Consider the following 20,427-nt stretch of genomic DNA (forward strand, 5'->3'; position numbering starts at 1 on the left):
GACGGGAGGACAGACGACCGGCGGCTAGGTCTCAAACTGAGCCGCCGGTCGTTGCCGTGTCGGGGTGGAGGTCGTAGCGGGGCGAGGCGGGACGGCCGCCCTTGCGCGGTCCCCGGGGGCGCTCGCGGAGGTAGCCGTGGTCGACCAGGCGGGCGACGGCGGCGCGGATGGCGTCGGCGGTGGCGAGGCCCCGGCGGCCTCGGAGAGCGCGGTGCATGTCGCGGACGCTCATGCCCGACTGCCCGTGGCGGGCGAGCCAGTCGAGCAGGGCCGCCGCGGGGCCAGTCTCGGCCCCGGTGCCCATGTAGGACCAGACGCCGAGGGCGTGGTCGGCGAAGTAGTAGCCGAGCATCGTTGCGGCGTCGAGGGTGTCGGCGTCGATGGGCGTCGCGGGTCCGGCGGTCGGGTACTGCGCCATGTGCAGCAGCCCGGCGAGGCGCACCACGGCACCGGTCCACTTGTTCGCCCACGACAGGATCGGCTCCCACTCCCCGCCCGGCCCCAGGCGCGGCTCCCGCTCGCGCTCCATCGCCACGACCCGCTCGCGCGCTTCGGGCGTCAGCTCCAAGACGACGGCCTCGGCGCGCGGGTGCATGGCGTGGACGAGCCCGGCGAGCTTGCGCGCGTACGTGGCCTTCACCGGCGCCGGGACGGGCATCGGCGAGGGGTTGCGGGAGCCGACCGTGGAGGCGGGCAGCGTGAACAGGAACCGCGCCAACAGGCCCCGATCTTCGAACCCGGGCATCCTCGCGGCGTCGCGGAGGACTTCGGGTTGGACGGCGAGGCCGAGGGTCAGCGCCGGGGCGGCGACGTACTCGGCCGGAGCGGACTTGCGGATCACGCGGAGCATGTCCCCGGCGTGGCCCTTCAGGAACGCGTCAAGGTCGGGGACGCCGGAGTAGCGGCCCGCGATGGTCGCGAAGATCCCGCCCTCGGCCGACAGGATCGCCAGGCGCCCGCCCTGTTCGGCCAGCAGGCTCTTGGCGGCCTCGGGCGTGATGTCGTCGGCGACCAGCTTGGGCGCCACGGGGATCGTGGCTTCGTCGGCCTCGCGGGCGGCCGACTTCGCACCGTTCGCCAGATCGGGGTCGCCGGGGTTCTTCGACGCCATGGCGAGGGCCTGTTCGGCGGCGCGTCGGGCGATCTCGGCTTCGGTGACGGCCTCAATGATGCGAGGCCGGGCGGCCTCGGCCAGTTCGGCTTCGGCGTCGAGGATCGGGCGGACCATCGCGGCGAACACCGACGACTTCCGGTTGCCCGGCGGCAGACCGCAGCAGGTGAACGTGTTGCACGGCTCGACCCAGTCGGGCCCGGCGGCGACGTGGACTCGGCCTTGCATGGCCGTGGAGAGCGCGGCGAGGGCGACGGACCCGGCGAGGTCGGTCGGCGTCTGGGTGGACTCGGCGACGGCGTCGACCATGTCGCCGACCCAGTCGGGGAGGCACGCCGAGGGGAACCTCGGCAGCGCCCGCGTCTGCGTGAGCGGCACCGGTGCCGCCCACGCGTCACCGTCGGCGGTCCCAGCGACGGCGTCGAGCGCCGCGCGGGAGCGGTTGAGAACGTCAGCGAGGCTCTCGCCAGTGTCGTCGCCGAGGCGGTTGATCTGTGCCGCGGCGATCTTGATCGCCCGCCGCTTGGCGGCCTCGGCGACCTTGCCGGCGTAGTACGCACCGTTGTCGGCCGAGGCGACGGAGGCGAGGCAGTCGTGCAGGTAGGGACCGCCGCCGATCTTGGACAGGACGCCGGTGTCGTTGAGGCGGGCGGCGACGGCAGCGGCCTCGGTCGGCTCGCCTGCGGCGTGCTGGGCGACGATGGCGTCCCAGATGAGGCCGTGGCGAGGCACGTCGAACGATCCCGCGTCGACCACGGCGGCGATCGCGGCGACGGTGCGGGCGTCGAGCATCGCGGCGCCTAGGACAACGCGCTCGGCGTCGTGTATCGGGTTCTTGGACTTCATGACATGGACATCCCTCCGGGAGGCCGGGGCCGCCGCACGGCGGCCCCGGCGGTGTCGGACTAGTAGTGGTCGAGTCGGCGGATCAACAGCAGCGAGTACGCGTCGTTGAGTGCGTCGTGGTGGTCGAAGGCGAGGCTGCCCTCAAGGGCGGTCTCGACGTCGACCCACACGGCGCGGGCGGCGTCGTCGCCGTGGTGGATAACGGGTCGCTGCGGCACGGACACGGCGTAAACGGTGGCGACGACCGGTCCCCGGGGGTCGCGGCCGGGGGCGTCATAGACGCCGACGCGGTGGGTGTGGTCGATCCGGACGTGCACGCCGGTCTCCTCGGCAAGCTCGCGTACGGCGGCCTCGCGGCTGTTCTCGTCATGGGCGACGTGCCCGCCGGGGAAGGCGCGCAGGCCCTTGAACGGGTCGGTGCCGCGTTCGATCAAGAGCACGTCGTCGCGGTAGAAGACGACCATGTCGGCGGTGTAGCGGAACAGGGCCCGGCCCCTGGCGTCGTGGTGTGTGGTGGTCATGACGGCTTCCTTCGGTGTCGTGGCGGACGGGTCGGAGTCCTTGAGCTAGCGGGTGAGCGTGAGCGCGACGGTGACGGCGGCGAGGAGGACGGCGGTGGCGGCGGTGGCGAACGCGAGGCGCAGCCACCGGTGTTTGGCCGCGACGATGTGCTCAAGCGCGAGCACTTCGCGGGCGAGGTTCACGTGGTGGGTGTCCGTGGTGGTGGCGGCGAGGCCGTCGACCAGGGCGACACCGTCGTTGTCGGGCCGTTCGGCGCCGCCGCTTCGGGGCCAGAGGGCGGCGCCGAGTTCGAAGACGACGGCCAGGCCGAGTGCGGCGGCGGCCCATCCGACGACCGCGGCGGCGGCCGGGAGTCCGATGAGTGCGCCGGCGGCGATCGCCGCGGCGACGGCCGGAACGACGGCGCCGGCGAGGACGGCGGCTTTGGTGTCGGCGTGCTGGGTCTGGGCGCGGCCGTGCTCGCGGCGCTCGCGCAGCTCGGTGCGAAGCTCGTTGTCGTTCATGGTCACTCGCTTGCCGCGTAGTAGTGGTCGTCGCAGAGCCGGTCGTAGTCGAGACGGCCGGTGTAGCTGTTGCAGGCGCCGCAGCACTCGCACAGGCGGGTCTCGTCGTACGCGGTCCCGCACTGGTTGCAGATGCCCTCGCAGTCGCAGTAGCTCGCGGCCTCGTACGCGGATCCGCACAGATCGCAGGTGTCGATGTCGGTCGCTCCGTTCGGGTGGCGCCCGGCCCCGCAGCGGGGCCGGGCACGGCGGGCTAGAAGGCTTGGTGGTATTCGTCGGCGCCGGTGTCGCGGTCGGCCGCGCAGGGGCGGCAGTAGACCTCGTCGTGGTCGGCGGTGTCGATCTCGCAGGCGAGGCACAGCCAGCAGCAGTCCTCGCCACACCGCTCGGCGCCGCAGATCCGGCACGGGTCGTCGTCGCTGTCGCTGTCGTCTTCGAGGCCGAGGCCGGGGTTGCGGTGTCCGCACTGGGGGCAGTAGCCGGCGTCGTTGACCTCGGCGTCGCACCCGTTCTCGCAGTAGTGCATCGGTGGCTCCTTCGGGTGGGGCCCGGCCCCTGCGGGGCCGGGGGCAGCGGCTAGATGGAGTGGGTCCAGTCGCACCAGTCGCACTGGTGGTCGGTGTCGGCGAGGAAGTGGATGCACTCGCAGTCGGGGTCGTTGTGGTCGATGCAGCAGCCGCACCAGCCGGTGTCGGGGTTGTAGTCGAAGCCGCAGGCGCGGTGGTAGATGACGAAGTCGCCGTTGGGGTAGGTGAGGGAGTAGTAGTTCTCGTCGATGTCGTTGTGAATGAACTCGCCCATCAGGGACGCTCCTTCGGTCTCGTGTCGTGCTCGGGCGCGGGTGTGTCGGCTAGTGGTCGGAGTCGTCGTCGCACCAGGTGCAGTCGCAGTCCTCGAAGCACGCGGCGGTGGAGCCGCAGCGCTCGCAGGGGCAGGCGCAGTCCCCGTTGTGGTCGGGAAGCACTCCGCACTCGGGGCATTCGTCGTTCATGTCGAGGTCTCGCTTTCGATGTGGGTCGGCGGTTGGTAGCGGATGGTCGGCGGGCCCTGTTTTTGGGCGTGGGAGGCCGCGAGGCCCTTTCGAAGGGGTCTCTGTCAGCGGGTGGGTTTGCTGCTACATCGCAGGTCAGGGCTGATAGCGGATGCTGGTAGCGGGTGGTAGCGGATGAGTGGTGCTATCAGCTGCTACCGGTGCCGCTACGGGTATCTGCTACCGCGTCATCGGCTCCTTTCGAGGACCGGTTCGGGCGCGTCGTCGGTGGCGGCGTCGTGGCGGGCAGGGTCGTCGGTGGCGGGTTCGCGGTCGAGGCCGGCGGCGGTGTCGGCGAGTCGGTAGCCTCTCGGGTTGCCTTCCCAGGCGCGGCCGAGTTGGACGGGTTCGACCTCGTAGGGAGCCAAGAGGGCGGCGAGGTCGCGCGGGGCGAGGCCCTCGAAGCCAGTGTCGGCGGCGGCGAGTGCGGCGAGAAGGTCGCGGGTGGGGGCGGCGTCGGCGCCAGTGGCGCGGATGTGGTTGGTCATGACGCGCAGGGCGACCTTCCCGCGCGCGAGGTCGTACCGCGCTTCGCCCGCCTCGGTGCCGAACTGGTCGTGCAGGACCGCGCGAAGTCGCCGGAGATGGCTGGTCGGTTCGACACCGGACACAGCGGGGGCGGCGGCCGCGGGTGCCGTTGCCGGGGCCGTGCCAGCAACCGTCTCGTCGGTGTCGGTGTCGGTGTCGGTGTCGAGGGCGAAGGCTTGGCCGTCACGGATGGCGGTCAGGAAGGCGGTCATGCGCGGGTTAGTCCACCGTTCGTGGTAGGCGCGTGAGGCGCCTTGTGCGGCAGTGGGTTCGAGGCTGGGGCGGAAGGCGGCGTAGTGCGCGGCGCGGGCGGGGATGTCCTCGGTGGGCAGGTAGTAGGTGCGGCGGGCGGCCTTGCGGGAGCCGGGCCGGACGGTCATGAGCGAGCCGGGCTCGGTGAACTCGGAGGGGTCGACGCCGCCGAGCTGCGAGTTGGCGATGGACAGGGTGTTGAACACCTCGGTCGGGGAGTCCACGCGCAGGATGTTCTTGTGGGTGGTCTGGGAGAGCAGGTCGCGGGCGTGCGGGCCGAGGAAGGACATGGTGGCCCGCTGGGAGAACACGTCGACGTCGAGGCCTTCGGAGCGGTGCTTGCGCACCACCTTGATCAGCAGCTCGACGGCCTTGCGCTTGAGCGGGTCCATGCCAGAATCGGCGAGCAGGTCGGCGACCTCGTCAATCATGAGGCGGATCGCGGGCAGGTCGGGGCTGGGCTTGATCTTGTCGCCGCGGCGCCCGCGGGCCCTGGTGGAGGCGATGCGGTCGAGTTCGGCGACCATGGCGAGCACGTCGGCGGCGGTGAAGCCCACCCAGTCGAACACCGGTGTCGGGATGTGGCCCTTGGCGAACGGCTCCAGCCAGTGGCGGGCGACGCTGCCTTCCTTGAAGTCGACAGTCCAGATCAGGCAGTCCAGGCACGACGCGTAGTTGTCGATCATGACGTTCTGGAGCCCGGACTTGCCAGCGTCTCGCTGGCCGATGGAGGAGGTGGTCTGGTAGGCGTAGACCTCGGCGGCCCTCTCGCCGTCTTCGAAGCGCCCGACCGCGAGGCGGTCGAGGATCGACCGCGGGCCGGTCGGCACGGGCGGCATGGGCAGGACGTCGGCGAGGATCGAGCGGCGCGAGCAGGTCAGGCGCACCTGCCCGACGTGGCCGCCTTTGGGCTGTTCGAGACGGACCGCGCCACGAAACGGTGCCCGCAGGGCGATCTCCAAGGGCTCCAACAGGGTGAGGGCCTGGCGGAAGGTGGTGCCGCCGGGCGCGATCTCGAACTCGGCGGCGAGCCGGTCGGCGTTGGCGCCTTCGGCGGTCATGGCCCAGCCCTTGATGCCTGCGGCCCGCACCGCGGCGTCGGTGGCCGAGCGGCGGCGCTCAACGCTCTGCGAGGCAACGTATTTGGCCTGGTAGGTGCGGCTCTGGCCGACCAGGAGGACCACCCAGACAATGGCGAGGGGCAGGCAGGCGCCGGCCAGGGTGAGCAGGTGGACGCCGGTGGCCTCGGGGGCGAACACGTCGAAGGTGAGCACGGTCGAGGCGTAGGAGGACCAGGCGGTGGCCACGGCGGCGCAGGCGGCGGTGTAGGCCACGCCCAGGCGCCGGAACCCAGCCTGGTGCACCGACCAGGTCAGCGCCGCACCGGCGAGGAGGCCGATGAGGATCACCAGGGCCCAGGGCACACCGGCGACGTAGAGGATGATCCCGACGATGTACAGGACCAAGACGCCGGTGACGGGGTTGGACCAGGCGCCGACGTCCCATTGGCGGCCGGTGGTGGCGTGTCCGTTGCTCATTGCCTGTCTCCCTTAGTGTTTCACTGGTTGGGTGGTGCGCCGCCGTGCCGGGTGGCGGGGCCCGGCCGCCGGTGCGGCGGCCGGGCCGTGCGGGTCAGTCGAGGTTGGCCGAGTAGTCGGCCATGCCCTCGTTCGGGCGGGGGCTGGACAGGCGCTTGTCGTCTTCGACGTGCGAGGCGGCGAACATGGCTGCGTTGGTCTCGGCGCCGTGGCTCATGGACTGGAGCTGCGCGGCCATGTTGCGGTAGTTCGCGGCGGTGTCGGCTCCGGCCGGAGTGCCTTCGAGCTGGTCGGCCAGGGCGGCGAAGGCGCCCGCGAAGTTGGCGAACATGGCGGGAGTGGCGTTGACCATCGACTTGATGTCGTTGTAGTTGCGGAACTGGTGGCTGCCGAGGGAGGCGACCGACTCGGACGCTCCGGCGACGACAGGGTGGTACTGGCTCATCTTGTGGTGCCTTTCTCGTTGTGTCGGTTGAACATTCGTGGCGGTCGGGAGTGGACGGGGCGTGGGAGCCGGCGGAGTCATCGGCCCCAGCTTCGGTCCGAACGGCTGTGCCTGCGGGGCCGGGCGCGGCGTTCGCGCAGCGGCCAGGGTCGGCGCCTGGTAGCGGGGCGCGGGGTCGATGACCGGTCCCGAGGCCGCCGAGCGCGGCGGCCTCGGCGGCTGGGGCGCGACGGGCGCTTCCGGCGGGGCGTCGGCTGCGGTCTGCATGGTGTCCTCGGCGTCGGCGGTGCGGTGCTTTGCGAACCGGGCGCCAACCCAGTCGCCGAAGGAGGCGGCGGCCCAGGCGCCGGCGCGGCCGGTGTCGGAGGCGTCGCGCTTGGCTGCCCGCCATCCGCGACCGGCGACGCGCGCGCCGCCCATCGCGACCCATTCGGTGGCCTTGCGGGCCTTGTACCGGCGCCGCTCCGCGTCGGTCGGCAGGTTCCCGTCCGGGTCTGCCACACGGTCGGTACTCCGCTTGCGGTTGTCGCGGCCGGGCCGCTGCGGCTTCGTCGCCTCCGGCCCGGCCTGCGGACCGCCGGTGGCGCCGTGAGTGCGGCCCGCCGGACCGGGCCGACCTGGACGCGCCCCGGGCTGCGGGCCGCCCGCCGAGTTCGGGCCCGGCCGGGCCTGCGTTCCCTTGCGGGAGAACCGGCCGAAGAACCCGGCCCGACCCGGCTTCGCGCCACCGGTACCCGGTCCGCCGGGACCGGCCGGACCCCTCCCGGCCCCGGGGCGGGCGCCGGGGGTGCCCGGTCGGGCCCCGGCCCGACCCGAAGGCGCACCCGCACCGCCCGGCCCGGGGCCAGTCTGCTTGCCCCGGCCCGGCCGGAGCCGACCCAAGAGTCCGGCCCGGCCCGCGCTTCCCGCACCGGCGGGGCCTCCCTTGCGACCTGCCCCCGGCCCGCTGCCGGGCTTGGCCCGCAGGCCGGGCGACGCGGCTCCCTGGCCGGGCCTGCCACCCGGTGCCATGCCCGGCTTGCCGCCAGGCGCCGCCGGTCCGCCCTTTCGGGAGGCGCCCAGGCGGGCGAGCAGGCCCCGGCCGCCACTGGCCGCCGCAGCACCGGTACGGGTGCCTGGTCCCCCGCCGCGCCCGGCGGGACCGCCCGGCGAGCCGGGGCCGGTTGCGGCGCCGCGGCGGCCGAGCCGCCCGCCGGTCGCGGGGCCCATGCCGCGGCTGGCGGCGTTCTCGCGCAGTTGCCTGCGGTGCTTGCGAGTCGAAGCGATCAAGGCCACCAGGGCAGGGATGCCGAGGACGGCGACCACGAGGGCGGCGAGCCACCACGACATGCCCGCCTGGACCAGGCCGATGAGGACCAGGGTGCCAGCGAGGGCGAGCGGGACCGCCCAACGGCGCATCGGCGACGGTGTCGCCTTCGCGCCCGTCGAGCTGGGCTTCGCACCCGGGACGGCTCGGCCGGGAGTCTCGGAGGTAGTCGGCGCCGCGGTGGGCGCAGCGGGTGTGGTGGGGCGGTCGGGTCGCCCGGCCCCGGCGGTCTCGGCCGGGGCCCGCGTCTTGGCGTTCGTGTCAGTCACGTTGGGCTGCCTTAGAACTGGTTGATGAACGTGGTCGAGCCCGCGGCGATCCCGTAGACCACGGTGTTCGCGAAGTCGCCGATGGCGGGGATCGCGCCGATGAGGCCGAGGATGCCGAGGACGAAGACGGTCTGGCCGAGCAGGAAGGACCGGCGCAGGGCCCACATGCCGATCATGAGCAGGACGGCGCTGACGAGGAGGATGGTTCCGGTGTCCATGAGGTGTGCTCCCTTGAGGTTGATGTGGTTGCGTGCGTTGGTGTTTCGATGCTGTGGGGCGGGGCCGGGTCGAGCAGCTGACGCGGCCCCGCCGGTGATCAGTCGGTGGCGGTCTCGGGGGCGAGGAGTCCGGCGGCGTCAAGCAGGCGCTTGGCGCGCTCGTAGCCCAGCGACAGCTCGGACCGGGCCCGCTTGATCGAGACGTGCCCCGACTCGTCGGGAGCGAGGGCCTTCAAGCGGGTGATGGCCTCGGTGTCGTCCACCCGCGGCGCCGTCGCCTTGTCTCCTGTCCTCGCAGTCGCTCTCTTCCGCTTTTCGGTCGGCGGCTGGTTGGCTCCCCGGAGCGAAGCTGCGGCGGGCGCCGCCTTCGCCTTGGCGGGCGAGGGCACCTTGCGAGCCTTCGCGGGCTTGTCGTCGGCCGTCTCAGGCTCGACCCAGGTGTAGACCTCGGCCTCGGTGAGCACGCGCAGGGCGTAGGAGGTGCGCAACTGGATCGGCGCGGCAGCCCTCCAGGCGATGCCGTAGCGAAACCGCAAGGCCGCCTTGGCCTTGAGCCGCTGCGCTTCGACCTCGCGGGCCCCGCCAGCGGTCTTGACGCCCCACAGGCGCATGTGCCGCCACAGCCGGAACGTCGAAACCGGCGACAGCAACCACCGGGCCAAGCCCAGCGACTCGGTGCGGGTACCGGCCTCCAGGCCCGCGCGGATGCGCAGGATGTGAGTGCCGACCTCCGAGGCGATAATCCACATGCCCGGCAGCGCGACGTGGGCGATGCGGGCCACGAGTTCGTCATGCGCCGACAAGTTGATGTACAGCGACATGGACGTCAACGCCCACGGCACCGCCCGCAGCCACAGCAGCGACATGTTCAGCTTCGCCAACACCAGGTTCAGGGCTGCGAAGACCACAATGCCGACATCGATGCCCAGCGGCACCAGTGGCGCGTAGTCGCCGAAGAACGGCTCGACCGCCGACACCTGCGTGTCGAAGGAGACGACGAACCCGATCGCCGCGAGCATCGCGACCGCGATGGCCACCAGGCCCACGATGAACTTCATGCCGGCATCCAGCGGCGCCACGCCCGCCCGCACTGCCGCTTCGTCAGCGGCAGCCACGGGAGCCGCAAGAACCGCAGGCTCAGGAACGGCAGCTTTCGCATGGTTGGCGTCGGTCTCGGCCGGAGCGGTGGTCGTCGTGAACCGCTCGTAGTGGCTTTCGAAGCCGGGCAGTTTGATGTCCGAGTAGGCCTGGCTCACGGCTTGGGCGATCGAAAGGCGGTCGGCGCCTTCAAGCTTGAGGTCGGCGGCGAGCTTGGACGCGGCGGTGTAGCGCTTGAGTTGGCGGTCGGCCTCGGCGGCGGCCTCGGCCTCAGTGTCCTCGTTGCCGAAGACCTCGGCGTCGAGGGCGTCCCAGTCGACTTCGGGCCCGCCTTCGGGCTGGTCGGGTGTCGGGGTGGCGGTGCTCATCGGTGGTCCTCCGTCGTGTCGAGGGCGATGACGTCGGCGACCAGGCGGTGGACATCGGCGCCGATGCCGAGGCGGTTGATGGCGGCCGACAGGCGCACCATCGCTTCGAAGTCCCACCCGTCAGCGGCCATGGCCTGAACCGCGCCCATCTCGGCGATGAGGTGCGACCAGGCCTGATCGTCAAGGCCGTTCAAGAGCGGGTAGCGCTCGGCCAACAGCGGCGCCGCGTCCGGCCCGAACGGGCGGCCGCCGAACAGCGCCGCAACGACAGCGCGCATCCCGGCCGCAGTCGCCTTTTGGTGAAGGTCGTTGTGGTTCATACGAAGTCCTCCTCGATGGTCTCGATGGGAGCGAACAGCGCGAGCACGTCGGCAACGGCGCGCTCAAAGGCCTCGCTGCGCTCGGTCGCGGTGTCGAACAACTCGGTGCACTCATCGACCATCAGGACGACGGCGGGACCTTCAGCAGTTTGAATGTCGTTGGGGCTCATGCGATCAGCCACCAAACCAGAGTCACGCCGAGCACGACGGTGACGGCCCATCCAGCGACCGCCGCGGCGAACAGCAGCCGGAGCGTGTCAGTGAGCACCATGTTGATTTCGACCCACCAGGTCACGGTCCGCTGCGCCGTGTTCCGCTCCGCGCCCGCACGCTTCGCGTCCGCTACGGCGCGCTCCAGGTCCTCGCGGGTGAGGTCGTGCAGGATCTTCTCGCCGGCGAAGTCGTCGGCGAGGTCTTCGAGGCGCACTTCCAGGGCCGCCTCGGTCTCGCTGGGACCGGTCCGGCGGTAGCCGGTCAGCACCGAGGCATCCCCGGCGAACCAGGTCCACTCGCCGATGACGACGGTCTCGCCGCGGCGGATCATGGTGCGGTCCTCAGTCACGACGCACTTGCACAAGGAAGCGCAGGGGCTGCCGTCGGTGTGGCGTGCGGTCGTGAAGCGCACGTCGTCCCAGTCTTCGGGGACCTCGCGCTCGGCCGGCATGAGCATGACCTCGACACCCACTCCCCCGAGGACGGTGGTGATGGCGAACGGAATCTTCATGGTCTCGGTGGTGATCATCGGGTCGCTCCTTCTCCGCCGCAGTGGTCGATGCCGACGTAGACGTAGATGCGGACCTTGCCCCGGTCGCCGGTGCGGCGACACGGCTTGGGTTCGGAGACGAACTGGACCGGAAGGAGCCGGGAGAGCTGGGTGACGACCTGCTGCGCCTCGGACGGGAGGCCGATGATGCGGATCTTCGTCATGCCGCCACCGCCTAGTTCAGCGAGAAGGTCGCGAAGCCGGGCGCAAGGGTGTCGCCGAGCGCGCAGTCGATGTCGAACGCGACCAGGCGCTCAGGCGCCGGGCCGGACAGCTCACGCTCCAGCTCCAACAGCTCAGCCTCAATGGCCGGCCACTCGATCTCGATCGCGTCGAGATCAGCGAACGTCGGCTCGGCCTGGTCGAACCATTCCGGCTCGGAAACGTCGAGAGTGTCGGTTGCGGTCCTCATGTGGAACCTCCCAGGTGGTTGCGTCTTGGCGGACGGGAAGGCATCTTGCGATACCCCCAACTTGGCTAGCCAGGTTGACTGGTAACGACCTTACGGAGCTTGGCTAGCCATGTCAACCGCTTGGAGGAGAAATTTCTATCCTGGCTAGCCAGGTGCTAATCTGGCGCCATGGCTGAGTACACAGACGAGTACGACTTCCTGGGAAAACTCGACCCGGACAGCACCGACAGCTCGTCGGTTCAGATCGCGAATCGCATCAAGGCAGCGATCCTCACTGGCAAGTTCGCCCCCGGCGAGACCCTGCCCTCGAACCAGAAGCTGCAACAGCGCTTCACGGTCGCGCGCGAGACGGTGAAAAGCGCGTTCAAGATCCTCACGGACAAGGACAAACTGGTGGTGACCCAGCAGGGCCGCCTGCCCCGCGTCCGCGTCAAGACCCACCGCACGGTCGAGCTGCGCCCGCACGTCGAAGCGCTCTTCACGGACGACCACGTGGCAATCGACTTCGCCGGATTCTCCGGCGAAACCCTCAAGGGCGTCGTGCTCGAACCGCTCGACCGAATCCGCCTGGGGGAGCTGACGCCTCAAGACGTCCGGCTGCGAATCATGGTGTCCGACATGCGGATGCCGATGTCACTCCCCGTCCCCGTCGACCCTGCCGAGGACGCCGCGCGCGTGACCGAGCGCATGGCCCGGATCACCGATCGGGCCTTGGAATCGATCGTCAACGACGTGAACGAGCTGGAAGAACTCGGCCTCATCAAGTCGGGCTCGGTCGAGGTCAGAATGCACGGCATCGCGCCCGTCTTCAAGCTCTTCATCCTCAACGACGCCGAGGTGTTCTTCGGGTTCTACCCGATCGTTCAGCACGCCGTGCCGATCAACGGCGACCGCGTCGAGGTCTTCGACCCGATGGGCAAGGACGCCAGCCTGTTCCACTTCTCAAGCACCGGCGAAGACTCCGAACAGGGCGAGATGTTCGTGGCGTCCGCGCGCACATGGTTCGACTCGGTGTGGAACACCGTGGCGTCCCCTCGGGACATCAGATGAAGCTCGACCCGCAGACCGCACTGTCGGGCAAGGCGGCCCTGCTGCTCGACTTCGACGGGCCCGTGTGCAGCGTGTTCGCCGGGTACCCCGCGCCCCAGATCGCCCGTGAACTCGTTGCGACTCTTCGGGGCGTCTCCCCGGGGCTCGCCGACGTGCTCACCGCCGAGACCGATCCGATGGAAGTGCTTCGGATCGCCGCCGAGAGCCTGCCTCGCGACCGGGTCGAAGCCGTCGACGCACAGCTCTGCGCCGCCGAGACTGAGGCCGTTGAGACCGCCGAGCCGACCCCCGGCGCCGCCGGCCTGATCGACGCCGCGCGAGCGGCAGGGCTCGCGGTGGCGATCGTCTCCAACAACAGCGCGGGACCAATTGCCAAGTACCTCAAGCTCCACGGGCTCGACGGCGCGGTCAGTGCCACGGTCGGCCGCCCGTTCGGCCGGCCAGATCGGATGAAACCCGACCCGTTCCTACTCCACGAAGCCCTCGGGTCGCTGGGTGCCGAGCCTACGCGGGCCTGCTTCGTCGGCGACTCGGTCACCGACATCGAGGCGGGAACAACCGCCGGCGTCATGACGATCGGCTACGCCAACAAGCCTGGGAAGACCGAACGGCTCCGGGGCGCCGGGGCCGACCTGGTGGTGGATCGCCTCTGACCTGAGTGCGCCGACCCCAGGACACAATTGACAGAATGGACACAACTCCAGAAACCATGTCCTGAACTGCGGAAACGCGGATCTGCGGGACATGGACAGAACTCGGACAGAACTGTGACAGAACTCGGCGGCCCGCCCCGGCCGCCGAGTTCTGTCCATGTCCATCGGAGTTCTGTCACAGTTCTGTCCATGTCGCCGCATGGAACGTCTTCCCAGGTAGACCGTACTTCCGCCGAGTTCTGTCTATTCTGTCAATTGTGTCCTGGGTCGGTAAACGCCTCGGTGACGATGCGGGCCGCCTGAGTCTGCTGGTCGGCTCGCCACACCGCCCCGCGGTCGGCGGCGCTGCCGCGCCACACGATCCCGCGCAACTTCCCATCCGCAAGGAAGACGGTGCCAATGTGTTCCTCCGCGCGGCGACCATCGAGCAGTACGAGATAGCCGTCGCCGCGAGCCCGGTCGAGGAACAGTTCGAGGGTAATCAAGCCGAGGCGCCAGTCTGCGGCGTAGTTCATGCGCTCGGGCACGATGCCGAGCATCGGTTCGACATCGCGAACTTTCGGTGCTTCGGTACGGCCAGATAGGCTGTGCATGTCTCACTCCCGTCAGGTTCGGTGAGGCCACACCCTGGGGCCGCTGCAAGGCCGCCAGGGTTCAGCGTTCCCTCATCCTAACCATCCTGTCTATGGCTGTCTACAGACGCCCATAGCCGTTGATCCTGGTAGATGGGCATAGATTCCCGTCTACGGTCAGGACATGGACGCAGACGCGCTGATCGATCACGAGGCACCGACTCCCGTGTACCTCCAGCTCGCCGCCATCCTCCGCGCACGCATCGACCGAGGCGACTGGGCACCGGGCCGCCGCATCCTCTCCGAAGCACAACTCGTGCAGGCTTATGGCCTCGCCCGCGAGACCACCCGCAAGGCGCTCCGAGTGCTCATCGATGAGGGAGCCCTCGTCACCGTACCTGGACGCGGCACGTTCGTCGCCACCGACGATGACAGCTCGACTGAGCGACACTCATAGGCGAATATGGTGCACTGGGTACACGCCGGGCTAAGCCTAAGAGGGATCAAGAATGCAATCCAAGGCATATAAGTGCTGGTCATGGCACTGCGCCTCCAGCCCGGAGTTTACTGATTGGCGTACCTTGTAACAATACAGATGACGTACTGCATTCAAAGACCTTAGAAATGCAAGCGAGTTCTACTCGAAAGCCTTTTACACCGTTTCGGCAAACGAATCTCCTTGCAATTCGCAAGCCTTGATCGCTCGGCTAATACGATCATTGTAATGCTCAGCCCAAGGCAAATCAAAATCAAGAGTTAGCATGCAGCAGCTAACGATGGTCTGCTGCTGGACAGATCCCCTGAAATTGTAAGCTTTTTCATGTTTTTTGATCCAATAGCTCAAGAAAGACTGAATCCATTTACCTTTCAAGAATTCAATCTCTCTACCCGCCCTAATCAACTCTTCAACTTCCTGAGCGGACGCTTCGAGAATCGCAGTACAATCAACATGACCCATCTCCTCAAGGCCCGCAACAACCCGTGCTCTAAGGGATTCAAGCTGCGAATGGTTTACCGGACCGTACTTCGCCGCAGAATCACTATCATTGATAGTCGAACCTTGATGCAAATGAAATCCACAATATATTTGGAACTTCTGCACCACATGGAGTAGAATCAACCATTCTTTCCAAATAGCTGCTAGACACTTTGAAGGGTTAACCAAGTCCCCGAGAATGGATTCTATGGTACCAACGTCGAGAGAATACGCAGCGCCGACAGCCTCAATGAGGCTGCCATTGCCTAGCACTTCGGCTTCAACATCTGCATGACGAGTATAGAGAATATGCGGAGACTCTATCAACATGCCCGAAAGATGATCAAAATCTCGATCGAGAACAAATACCACTCCACTTAGAGCTGCGTTGCTCTTACGAACCAGAAGCCCCTCCTCCTCATAGTAAGTGAACAACGCATATGCCACCTGCTTGCCTCCTGCGTCCGAGGAGACAGATTCTCCAACCGCTTCATCCCCGACCAGGCGAATATCATGTCGCCAATCCTTCATTGCTGGCGCATTACGAATAACACGATCGTAGAATGATCGGTCATGTGTTCTTCCTTCAACCAGAAAGAAGAGGGTGTTCTGTCGGCTCATCTTGATGCGCATTGCGAGCCCGCGCGTGCTCCAGTTAGGCCTTCTCATAGTTCGTGTAGAAATTCATCTTCGATATCGGCCATGATTTCAGGCGAGTGTGTCGCCAACAGCAACTGGCAATTTGGGTTCAGTTTACGCATCGTACGAACCAGGCGTTGTTGCCAATCGACATGCAACGACAGCTCAGGTTCATCAATAAGAATTGACTCACTTGATGCAGCTAGCACTTCCAACATCATCTGAAGAAGCTGTTTTTCTCCAGAAGACAACAATTCAAGGTCGAGCCGAGTCTCCCCGTCCATTACCCGAATTGATGAATTGGCGGACCCATGACCATCGGAGCGACCAGGAAGCTCGACATGTTTCTCCCCGGAGTAGAAGCTATCAATCATTGCTTGAAACTGTTTCTGTGGCCTCAGGGCCGTGTCAACCTTTTTCGTTACGTCTAGTACCTCTGCAACGACCATTTGTAGACTCTCATTGCTGTCGAACTGTTTGATGAAGTGACTCTCGGGAACGCGAAGGTCGATTCCTTGCTCACGCAAAAAATTGCGAACCAGCTCGAAAGCTTTAGGAGCTGTCACTGCTTCCGGCGGCGCGATGTCTTTACGCTCTGCGTCCCCAAAGAGCAAGGCCAAGATAGACGCCAGCCCTTCCCCTTGAGTCTCGCGGATACTAAACAGTGCTTCGCGCGTGTAGCGCTCCCAGACGTGATTAATCTGGAACACGAAAATTTCAGTGAGTAGCGAGTCGTCCAGCTCGCCTGATCTCGCAAGACGATGCAGAAGTGCACTCGGAGGGCCGTCAGAATAGGGCGACCTTGAACCTCCGATACGAGAGACCGGAAGATACGAGTGCCGAGTGTAACCACTTCCGATTATCTTCTCGACATCTATGTCAGATCGACCTTCAAATTGGGAGAACCACCGCAGTTTGAGATCGAGCCCACCCTTCTTTTGAGGTCGTTCTGAGTTTGTTCGTTTTATATCTTTCAAGTACTCCCGAATTGTTTGATCCTCGAGAGGGACGTTCTCCCTTGCATCCTCGGGCGAAGCATACTTAGAGATGCTCTTGACAAGAAGAGGAGCTTCATCAAACAAGTGGATATAGACTTTCGCCGAACTAAAGGGGACTGTCTCTAGCTGGGATGTATCGTTAGCCAGAGCGCTAGTCAGAATCTTTAGAAGGGATGTCTTTCCACAACCGTTCTGACCCCAAAAAATATTCGTGTGTCGATCAAGTTCTTTACGAATCGTTCTGTTGTTTGCCGCAAGATCGTCAACTTCAAACTTCACAATGTGAGCCATGGCAACACCTATTCCTCGCACGGAACTTTGACAACAGGCTACAGATCGAACCGAAAGAAGTCCAGCGATCGACTGAACATACTATTTCAAGAACCCACGCATACCAGGAGGTTTCGGAGCTGGAGCGTTCATTGGACGGCCGTGCAATGCGCTTACTTGCGGCAAGACCGAATCAGCAGAGATCATCCTCAAACACTGTCAGGCGCGTGCACACGGGTCCCTACCAAGAAGTCAGGCTTGGAACCTCGTCCCATCGTCAAAGCGGCTCTTCTGCATGTGCTCCGTCGGCGGCCTCCCGCAGCGAAACGAGAACCGAACCGCAAGCCTCCCACATGGCGCAGCGGGACTGCCACCTTTGCTCGAAACTCTCACAGGCCTAGGATCGGCTTTCAGGAGATCTTCCTGGGCTCTTCGAGTCCAGACGACCTGCCGTGCTGAGTGTGAAACAGGCTTGCCGCTTTGGGATATGACGGAAACCGGCCCTCTGATCTGCACTAGGACGAGAACGCCCCTACCTGAGGTAGGGGTGGGCGCTCTACGGCGCTTAGGATCGATCTCAGAGGGTCATGTTTTCGCAGGTCAGACGGTGTATGTGTGATGCGGTGGCATCTGCGCTAGATTTCGGGCTCGGTGGCCCCATGGAGGCCAGCTGCGGCCACAATGAGGGTGTCTTTGAAGCCGGAGACGCCTTCGACTGCGTGGAGCTCGGCGGTGTCGGGGAGGAGGCCCGTGGTTGCGGTGCGGACCATGAGAGTTCGGAAGAAGTCGGGGCGGGTTGGGATGTGATCCATGTAGCCCTGGCGGAACTTGTCCATGGTGTCGGTGCCGGGCTTGACGTGTTCGGAGACCGCGGCGTCGATCATGGCGGCGAGTCGGCCGAGTAGGTCCGGGATCTCTTCCTCGGTCGGTCCTTCCGGGTGGTGCTCGGGATCGTAGAGGACGTCGTACCCGAGGGCCCGCATGGCGTCCAGCAGCTTGTTCGGCGTCATCTTGTGAGGGTAGCGACGGGCCCTCGTGGAGTGGATCCCCCACGGGTGTTGGATCGTGGATCGGGGCCGCCGGCGGGTTCCGCTCCCCCGGTTTCTCGTCCTTGTGGACGAGACGTGGACGGTTCCGCATGGACGCGGAGAACATGCAGGTAGATGCGCATATCCACGTACATACAGTGTGGGTTCGAATCCCACCCGGGCTACTACAACAGACCCACACCCGGCGACGACCTGCAGAAACACGAGGATTTCCTGGGTTTCCGGGTCAGTGCAACGTACGACCGCGGCGGAAACCAGATTTCTGCTGAAGTCAGAGCCGGCTGAACCAACTGCCGCTCTACCTCGGTCAACCTACAGGTTGTCCATTTCTCATGCTGCGCTCATTTGTAGCAGTATCAACGTACGGGGTCCGCCGGAACGCAAGAACAGTTTCGCTGAGGGGGCCGCTCGAAGCCCGACACCGCCGAGCCGTTCGTTTACTTCGATCACTGCCCGGCCCGTGTCCGCAGGCCCTTGCTCATTTTCGGGGGAGATGCTCAGGCCGCTGGCGATCTACAGGCCCGCGCTGCCCGCGGGGACCTCGTCGTTGATGGGTTCCTCATCCCTACTCGCGACCTCACCTCGCCAAAGGGCTTGCTCTCCGGCAAGCGGGGCGCGCCGGGATTGAACGCGCAAATCGTCTGCGACCTGCACAGGCGGCCGGTCGATGCCGGCATCCTGCTGCCGGGCTCGGCGCATGATGCCCGCGCCTTCCGCGATTCGGGTCTGGCCAAGACCTACGAGCAGCACCTGACCGGAAACGGCCCCAGCCTGATCGGCGCCTGCGGCTATATCGGCATCGTGCCGCTCACGCCGTTCAAGAAGCTGGAGTACCGCGAATTGACCGCTGCCGAGCTGCTGTTCAACCGGCAGGTAAATCGCCGTCGCTGGGTCGTCAAGCAGGGCATCGCTCACCTCAGGACCTGGAAAATCCTGAGAATCGGCTACCGCCGGCCCCTCCGCAAAGCCGATCAGACGCTGCAGACCGTGCTCAAACTCCAGATGTACCGCCGTCACACGATAGAGGCTCTTGAATGAGCTTCCGGTTCAACGCCGCGATCTCGGTTCCACGCGCATTGGGCGAATCATGGTGGTACACAGAGGCAAACATCCACCCGCATGCCCGCGATCACCAGGAAGACCACCCGTACTGCCCGACGGACGTTAACACTCAAGGCTGGTCACGGCCAGAGAACTACTACCTCTGGGTTATCGCTCGGGAAGTTCCTGGGCATGCCGGGAATGGTGAAATCTTTACGGAATATTGCGGCAAGGAAATCTACGGCGCCCACCGCGTACTCCGACCAGTCGCTGTTCTCTCCCATGACCACAACTGACCAGTCATCGGGAGACTTCGACCACGTCCGCCAGAAGAAGTAGTCTCCTGAGTTCGACGTTGCCCACAGGAGAAGCCCACCGGGCTCGGGAAACGGAACATAGTCCACTGCGTCGCCCTCCTCGCGCCAAACATCGAGAATCTCGGCCGATACCCGTTGAGCCTCAAGATACATCGACTCCTTCCCCGGTCGAGGCGAATCGATGCGAAGAAAATCATCGAACTCCAAAACCGGATACGCCTCCGCAAGGGCACGGAAGTCGGAGGGAAACTCCACGCCCAATGCCTCACGTAGCACCTCCCAGCGCACGTTGCGTGGAGAAGCAGCACGGTATTGCACTATGGCTGGGATCGCAGACTCCAGATCCGTCATTGCTGTCATAGCACCTTCTTCGAATGATCAAGTGAGACCTTCTTGGGTTCAACGTCTACACGTTTACCTTTAGCCTAGGCTGCCCCGGAAGTATTACCCAAAGACTCCTCGCCAAGAATGATATTTGATCGCCTGCAATATAATTCCATGTTTGCTCCTTAGTAACTAACACACATTGCGTCGATAGATCGTTATTGTTCAAGATAGTCATATTGAACAATTGACCATCCTTCGTGTAAGCAGTCATTGTAATACTTACGGGTATCCCTGCATCGGGGCCGTAGTTCAACTCTCCGCTGTACTGTACCCAATTACCAGCCTTCAATTGGGTGGCAATTTTCTTCTCACACCTGGCCATCCCGCTCCTATTCATACGCAAGGTCCCGGTGAAGAGGTTCCACTCGGACCATTCACCATGAAACTTATCAGCCAGGATATGCAACTGCTCATACATAACCTCATTACCCGCCTGGCCCGTCACAGTCTGCTCTGTCACAGGATTCTGCGTGGGCAATCCGTACACGTCTACCTTGGCACCATCATCCCGTGGTGCGCCTGTCTTTTTGAGATCACTGGGGCAAATCAGTGCGTTCACCCCTTGTGCACGCCCATTCACCAACGGCTTGTAATGATATCTCTGCTGCCGCGATTGCGACTCACATCGCTTCTTGTTGTCCCGATCTGTATCCACGGCAGGGTCATCGGGGGTAATACGATTCTCTTCCTCAGCTTCATCTAGAGTATCGTCTGCTGGATCTTCCTCGGGTTTGTTGTCATTATCCATGAGCAAGCCACCCAGAAGTTCGATCACACCTATCGTTGCCGCAGCGGCGGCGGCCGTGCCAACTGGCAGTGAACCTGCTGCGGCGAGGGCAGCCGGGAGAAGTGTGAAGGGAAGCCAAAGGTCAGGGAAATCTGATTATTACGGTCTGGAGTGGTTCTGGTTCTGGCCCATATCTCGTGACGGTCTCGGACCCGGTCA

The 20,427-nt window shown here is 65.5% G+C and carries 25 protein-coding genes; 4 read left to right on the top strand and 21 right to left on the bottom strand.

What is annotated here, in order from left to right; genetic code table 11:
• Positions 1 to 31 precede the first annotated feature (31 nt).
• From E9998_RS09145 to E9998_RS09205, 15 genes are all read right to left on the bottom strand, one after another.
• A complete protein-coding gene (locus E9998_RS09145; protein ID WP_136529381.1) occupies positions 32 to 1,957 on the bottom strand; it encodes a YfjI family protein in 1,926 nt (641 codons plus the stop codon).
• A gap of 59 nt (positions 1,958 to 2,016) precedes the next feature.
• Positions 2,017 to 2,478 carry an NUDIX domain-containing protein gene (locus E9998_RS09150; RefSeq protein ID WP_136529382.1) on the bottom strand — a complete coding sequence of 154 codons (462 nt, stop codon included), beginning with the start codon at positions 2,476 to 2,478 and terminating at the stop codon, positions 2,017 to 2,019.
• Between the two features lie 45 nt (positions 2,479 to 2,523).
• The gene (locus tag E9998_RS09155) at positions 2,524 to 2,982 is read right to left on the bottom strand and encodes a Pycsar system effector family protein (RefSeq protein WP_136529383.1); all 459 of its coding nucleotides are present in this window, start codon (positions 2,980 to 2,982) and stop codon (positions 2,524 to 2,526) included.
• 253 nt (positions 2,983 to 3,235) lie between these two features.
• Positions 3,236 to 3,508 (bottom strand): hypothetical protein, encoded by a 273-nt coding sequence (locus tag E9998_RS09160; RefSeq protein WP_136529384.1) that lies wholly within the window; start codon positions 3,506 to 3,508, stop codon positions 3,236 to 3,238.
• A gap of 50 nt (positions 3,509 to 3,558) precedes the next feature.
• Entirely contained in the window at positions 3,559 to 3,783 is a 225-nt protein-coding gene (locus E9998_RS09165) for a hypothetical protein (protein ID WP_136529385.1), read from the bottom strand.
• Between the two features lie 49 nt (positions 3,784 to 3,832).
• Positions 3,833 to 3,973 carry a hypothetical protein gene (locus E9998_RS25250; protein ID WP_158299751.1) on the bottom strand — a complete coding sequence of 47 codons (141 nt, stop codon included), beginning with the start codon at positions 3,971 to 3,973 and terminating at the stop codon, positions 3,833 to 3,835.
• 227 nt (positions 3,974 to 4,200) lie between these two features.
• On the bottom strand, positions 4,201 to 6,330 hold the full coding sequence (locus E9998_RS26715; RefSeq protein ID WP_136529386.1) for a DUF4133 domain-containing protein: 2,130 nt from the start codon (positions 6,328 to 6,330) through the stop codon (positions 4,201 to 4,203).
• 94 nt (positions 6,331 to 6,424) lie between these two features.
• Positions 6,425 to 7,276 (bottom strand): hypothetical protein, encoded by an 852-nt coding sequence (locus tag E9998_RS09175; RefSeq protein ID WP_136529387.1) that lies wholly within the window; start codon positions 7,274 to 7,276, stop codon positions 6,425 to 6,427.
• Positions 7,277 to 8,361: 1,085 nt separating this feature from the next.
• Positions 8,362 to 8,568: a hypothetical protein gene (locus tag E9998_RS09180; protein ID WP_136529388.1), complete on the bottom strand. Its 207-nt coding sequence runs from the start codon at positions 8,566 to 8,568 to the stop codon at positions 8,362 to 8,364.
• Positions 8,569 to 8,666: 98 nt separating this feature from the next.
• On the bottom strand, positions 8,667 to 10,034 hold the full coding sequence (locus E9998_RS09185; protein ID WP_136529389.1) for a DUF2637 domain-containing protein: 1,368 nt from the start codon (positions 10,032 to 10,034) through the stop codon (positions 8,667 to 8,669).
• Positions 10,031 to 10,354 carry a hypothetical protein gene (locus E9998_RS09190; protein WP_136529390.1) on the bottom strand — a complete coding sequence of 108 codons (324 nt, stop codon included), beginning with the start codon at positions 10,352 to 10,354 and terminating at the stop codon, positions 10,031 to 10,033. The genes E9998_RS09185 and E9998_RS09190 overlap by 4 nt, the downstream gene beginning before the upstream one ends.
• The gene (locus E9998_RS25255; protein WP_158299752.1) at positions 10,351 to 10,524 is read right to left on the bottom strand and encodes a hypothetical protein; all 174 of its coding nucleotides are present in this window, start codon (positions 10,522 to 10,524) and stop codon (positions 10,351 to 10,353) included. Before E9998_RS25255 ends, E9998_RS09190 begins: the two co-directional genes overlap by 4 nt.
• A complete protein-coding gene (locus tag E9998_RS09195) occupies positions 10,521 to 11,096 on the bottom strand; it encodes a hypothetical protein (RefSeq protein WP_136529391.1) in 576 nt (191 codons plus the stop codon). Before E9998_RS09195 ends, E9998_RS25255 begins: the two co-directional genes overlap by 4 nt.
• Positions 11,093 to 11,281: a hypothetical protein gene (locus tag E9998_RS09200; RefSeq protein ID WP_136529392.1), complete on the bottom strand. Its 189-nt coding sequence runs from the start codon at positions 11,279 to 11,281 to the stop codon at positions 11,093 to 11,095. Before E9998_RS09200 ends, E9998_RS09195 begins: the two co-directional genes overlap by 4 nt.
• Before the next feature lie 11 nt (positions 11,282 to 11,292).
• Positions 11,293 to 11,529, bottom strand: coding sequence for a DUF6284 family protein (locus tag E9998_RS09205; RefSeq protein WP_136529393.1), 237 nt, complete (start codon positions 11,527 to 11,529; stop codon positions 11,293 to 11,295).
• A 168-nt stretch (positions 11,530 to 11,697) separates the two neighbouring features.
• Between E9998_RS09205 and E9998_RS09210 the strand changes: the two genes are divergently transcribed.
• Positions 11,698 to 12,579 (top strand): winged helix-turn-helix domain-containing protein, encoded by an 882-nt coding sequence (locus tag E9998_RS09210; protein WP_136529394.1) that lies wholly within the window; start codon positions 11,698 to 11,700, stop codon positions 12,577 to 12,579.
• Positions 12,576 to 13,232 (top strand): HAD family hydrolase, encoded by a 657-nt coding sequence (locus E9998_RS09215; RefSeq protein WP_136529395.1) that lies wholly within the window; start codon positions 12,576 to 12,578, stop codon positions 13,230 to 13,232. Before E9998_RS09210 ends, E9998_RS09215 begins: the two co-directional genes overlap by 4 nt.
• A 251-nt stretch (positions 13,233 to 13,483) precedes the next feature.
• On the opposite strand, the gene E9998_RS09220 is transcribed toward E9998_RS09215, so the two are convergent.
• Positions 13,484 to 13,825 carry a hypothetical protein gene (locus tag E9998_RS09220; protein ID WP_136529396.1) on the bottom strand — a complete coding sequence of 114 codons (342 nt, stop codon included), beginning with the start codon at positions 13,823 to 13,825 and terminating at the stop codon, positions 13,484 to 13,486.
• Positions 13,826 to 13,988: 163 nt separating this feature from the next.
• Between E9998_RS09220 and E9998_RS09225 the strand changes: the two genes are divergently transcribed.
• A complete protein-coding gene (locus tag E9998_RS09225; protein WP_136529397.1) occupies positions 13,989 to 14,261 on the top strand; it encodes a GntR family transcriptional regulator in 273 nt (90 codons plus the stop codon).
• A gap of 195 nt (positions 14,262 to 14,456) precedes the next feature.
• Here the strand turns inward: E9998_RS09225 and E9998_RS09230 are convergent, their stop codons facing one another.
• The 3 genes from E9998_RS09230 to E9998_RS09240 all read right to left on the bottom strand — a co-directional run bounded on the left by E9998_RS09230 (position 14,457) and on the right by E9998_RS09240 (position 17,697).
• The gene (locus E9998_RS09230; protein ID WP_136529398.1) at positions 14,457 to 15,413 is read right to left on the bottom strand and encodes a hypothetical protein; all 957 of its coding nucleotides are present in this window, start codon (positions 15,411 to 15,413) and stop codon (positions 14,457 to 14,459) included.
• 32 nt (positions 15,414 to 15,445) lie between these two features.
• Positions 15,446 to 16,708, bottom strand: a complete 1,263-nt coding sequence (locus E9998_RS09235; RefSeq protein ID WP_136529399.1) for an AAA family ATPase — start codon at positions 16,706 to 16,708, stop codon at positions 15,446 to 15,448.
• Positions 16,709 to 17,322: 614 nt separating this feature from the next.
• A complete protein-coding gene (locus E9998_RS09240; RefSeq protein WP_136529400.1) occupies positions 17,323 to 17,697 on the bottom strand; it encodes a hypothetical protein in 375 nt (124 codons plus the stop codon).
• A gap of 513 nt (positions 17,698 to 18,210) precedes the next feature.
• Here E9998_RS09240 and E9998_RS09245 point away from each other — a divergent pair.
• The gene (locus E9998_RS09245; protein WP_136529401.1) at positions 18,211 to 18,774 is read left to right on the top strand and encodes a transposase family protein; all 564 of its coding nucleotides are present in this window, start codon (positions 18,211 to 18,213) and stop codon (positions 18,772 to 18,774) included.
• Between the two features lie 143 nt (positions 18,775 to 18,917).
• Here E9998_RS09245 and E9998_RS25820 read toward each other — a convergent pair whose 3' ends face one another.
• Both E9998_RS25820 and E9998_RS09255 read right to left on the bottom strand, forming a co-directional pair.
• Positions 18,918 to 19,454 (bottom strand): SMI1/KNR4 family protein, encoded by a 537-nt coding sequence (locus E9998_RS25820; protein WP_204745338.1) that lies wholly within the window; start codon positions 19,452 to 19,454, stop codon positions 18,918 to 18,920.
• A 46-nt stretch (positions 19,455 to 19,500) separates the two neighbouring features.
• On the bottom strand, positions 19,501 to 20,256 hold the full coding sequence (locus E9998_RS09255) for a DNA/RNA non-specific endonuclease (protein WP_136529402.1): 756 nt from the start codon (positions 20,254 to 20,256) through the stop codon (positions 19,501 to 19,503).
• Positions 20,257 to 20,427: the final 171 nt, after the last annotated feature.

The sequence above is a fragment of the Glycomyces paridis genome (assembly GCF_004912155.1).
In the GTDB taxonomy this organism is placed as follows: Bacteria; Actinomycetota; Actinomycetes; order Mycobacteriales; family Micromonosporaceae; genus Glycomyces; species Glycomyces paridis.

Coding starts and splice junctions, on each gene's coding strand:
- E9998_RS09145 (WP_136529381.1), bottom strand. CDS start 1,957: ATGAAGTCCAAGAACCCGATACACGACGCCGAGCGCGTTGTCCTAGGC.
- E9998_RS09150 (WP_136529382.1), bottom strand. CDS start 2,478: ATGACCACCACACACCACGACGCCAGGGGCCGGGCCCTGTTCCGCTAC.
- E9998_RS09155 (WP_136529383.1), bottom strand. CDS start 2,982: ATGAACGACAACGAGCTTCGCACCGAGCTGCGCGAGCGCCGCGAGCAC.
- E9998_RS09160 (WP_136529384.1), bottom strand. CDS start 3,508: ATGCACTACTGCGAGAACGGGTGCGACGCCGAGGTCAACGACGCCGGC.
- E9998_RS09165 (WP_136529385.1), bottom strand. CDS start 3,783: ATGGGCGAGTTCATTCACAACGACATCGACGAGAACTACTACTCCCTC.
- E9998_RS25250 (WP_158299751.1), bottom strand. CDS start 3,973: ATGAACGACGAATGCCCCGAGTGCGGAGTGCTTCCCGACCACAACGGG.
- E9998_RS26715 (WP_136529386.1), bottom strand. CDS start 6,330: ATGAGCAACGGACACGCCACCACCGGCCGCCAATGGGACGTCGGCGCC.
- E9998_RS09180 (WP_136529388.1), bottom strand. CDS start 8,568: ATGGACACCGGAACCATCCTCCTCGTCAGCGCCGTCCTGCTCATGATC.
- E9998_RS09185 (WP_136529389.1), bottom strand. CDS start 10,034: ATGAGCACCGCCACCCCGACACCCGACCAGCCCGAAGGCGGGCCCGAA.
- E9998_RS09190 (WP_136529390.1), bottom strand. CDS start 10,354: ATGAACCACAACGACCTTCACCAAAAGGCGACTGCGGCCGGGATGCGC.
- E9998_RS25255 (WP_158299752.1), bottom strand. CDS start 10,524: ATGAGCCCCAACGACATTCAAACTGCTGAAGGTCCCGCCGTCGTCCTG.
- E9998_RS09195 (WP_136529391.1), bottom strand. CDS start 11,096: ATGATCACCACCGAGACCATGAAGATTCCGTTCGCCATCACCACCGTC.
- E9998_RS09200 (WP_136529392.1), bottom strand. CDS start 11,281: ATGACGAAGATCCGCATCATCGGCCTCCCGTCCGAGGCGCAGCAGGTC.
- E9998_RS09205 (WP_136529393.1), bottom strand. CDS start 11,529: ATGAGGACCGCAACCGACACTCTCGACGTTTCCGAGCCGGAATGGTTC.
- E9998_RS09210 (WP_136529394.1), top strand. CDS start 11,698: ATGGCTGAGTACACAGACGAGTACGACTTCCTGGGAAAACTCGACCCG.
- E9998_RS09215 (WP_136529395.1), top strand. CDS start 12,576: ATGAAGCTCGACCCGCAGACCGCACTGTCGGGCAAGGCGGCCCTGCTG.
- E9998_RS09220 (WP_136529396.1), bottom strand. CDS start 13,825: ATGCACAGCCTATCTGGCCGTACCGAAGCACCGAAAGTTCGCGATGTC.
- E9998_RS09225 (WP_136529397.1), top strand. CDS start 13,989: ATGGACGCAGACGCGCTGATCGATCACGAGGCACCGACTCCCGTGTAC.
- E9998_RS09230 (WP_136529398.1), bottom strand. CDS start 15,413: ATGCGCATCAAGATGAGCCGACAGAACACCCTCTTCTTTCTGGTTGAA.
- E9998_RS09235 (WP_136529399.1), bottom strand. CDS start 16,708: ATGGCTCACATTGTGAAGTTTGAAGTTGACGATCTTGCGGCAAACAAC.
- E9998_RS09240 (WP_136529400.1), bottom strand. CDS start 17,697: ATGACGCCGAACAAGCTGCTGGACGCCATGCGGGCCCTCGGGTACGAC.
- E9998_RS25820 (WP_204745338.1), bottom strand. CDS start 19,454: ATGACAGCAATGACGGATCTGGAGTCTGCGATCCCAGCCATAGTGCAA.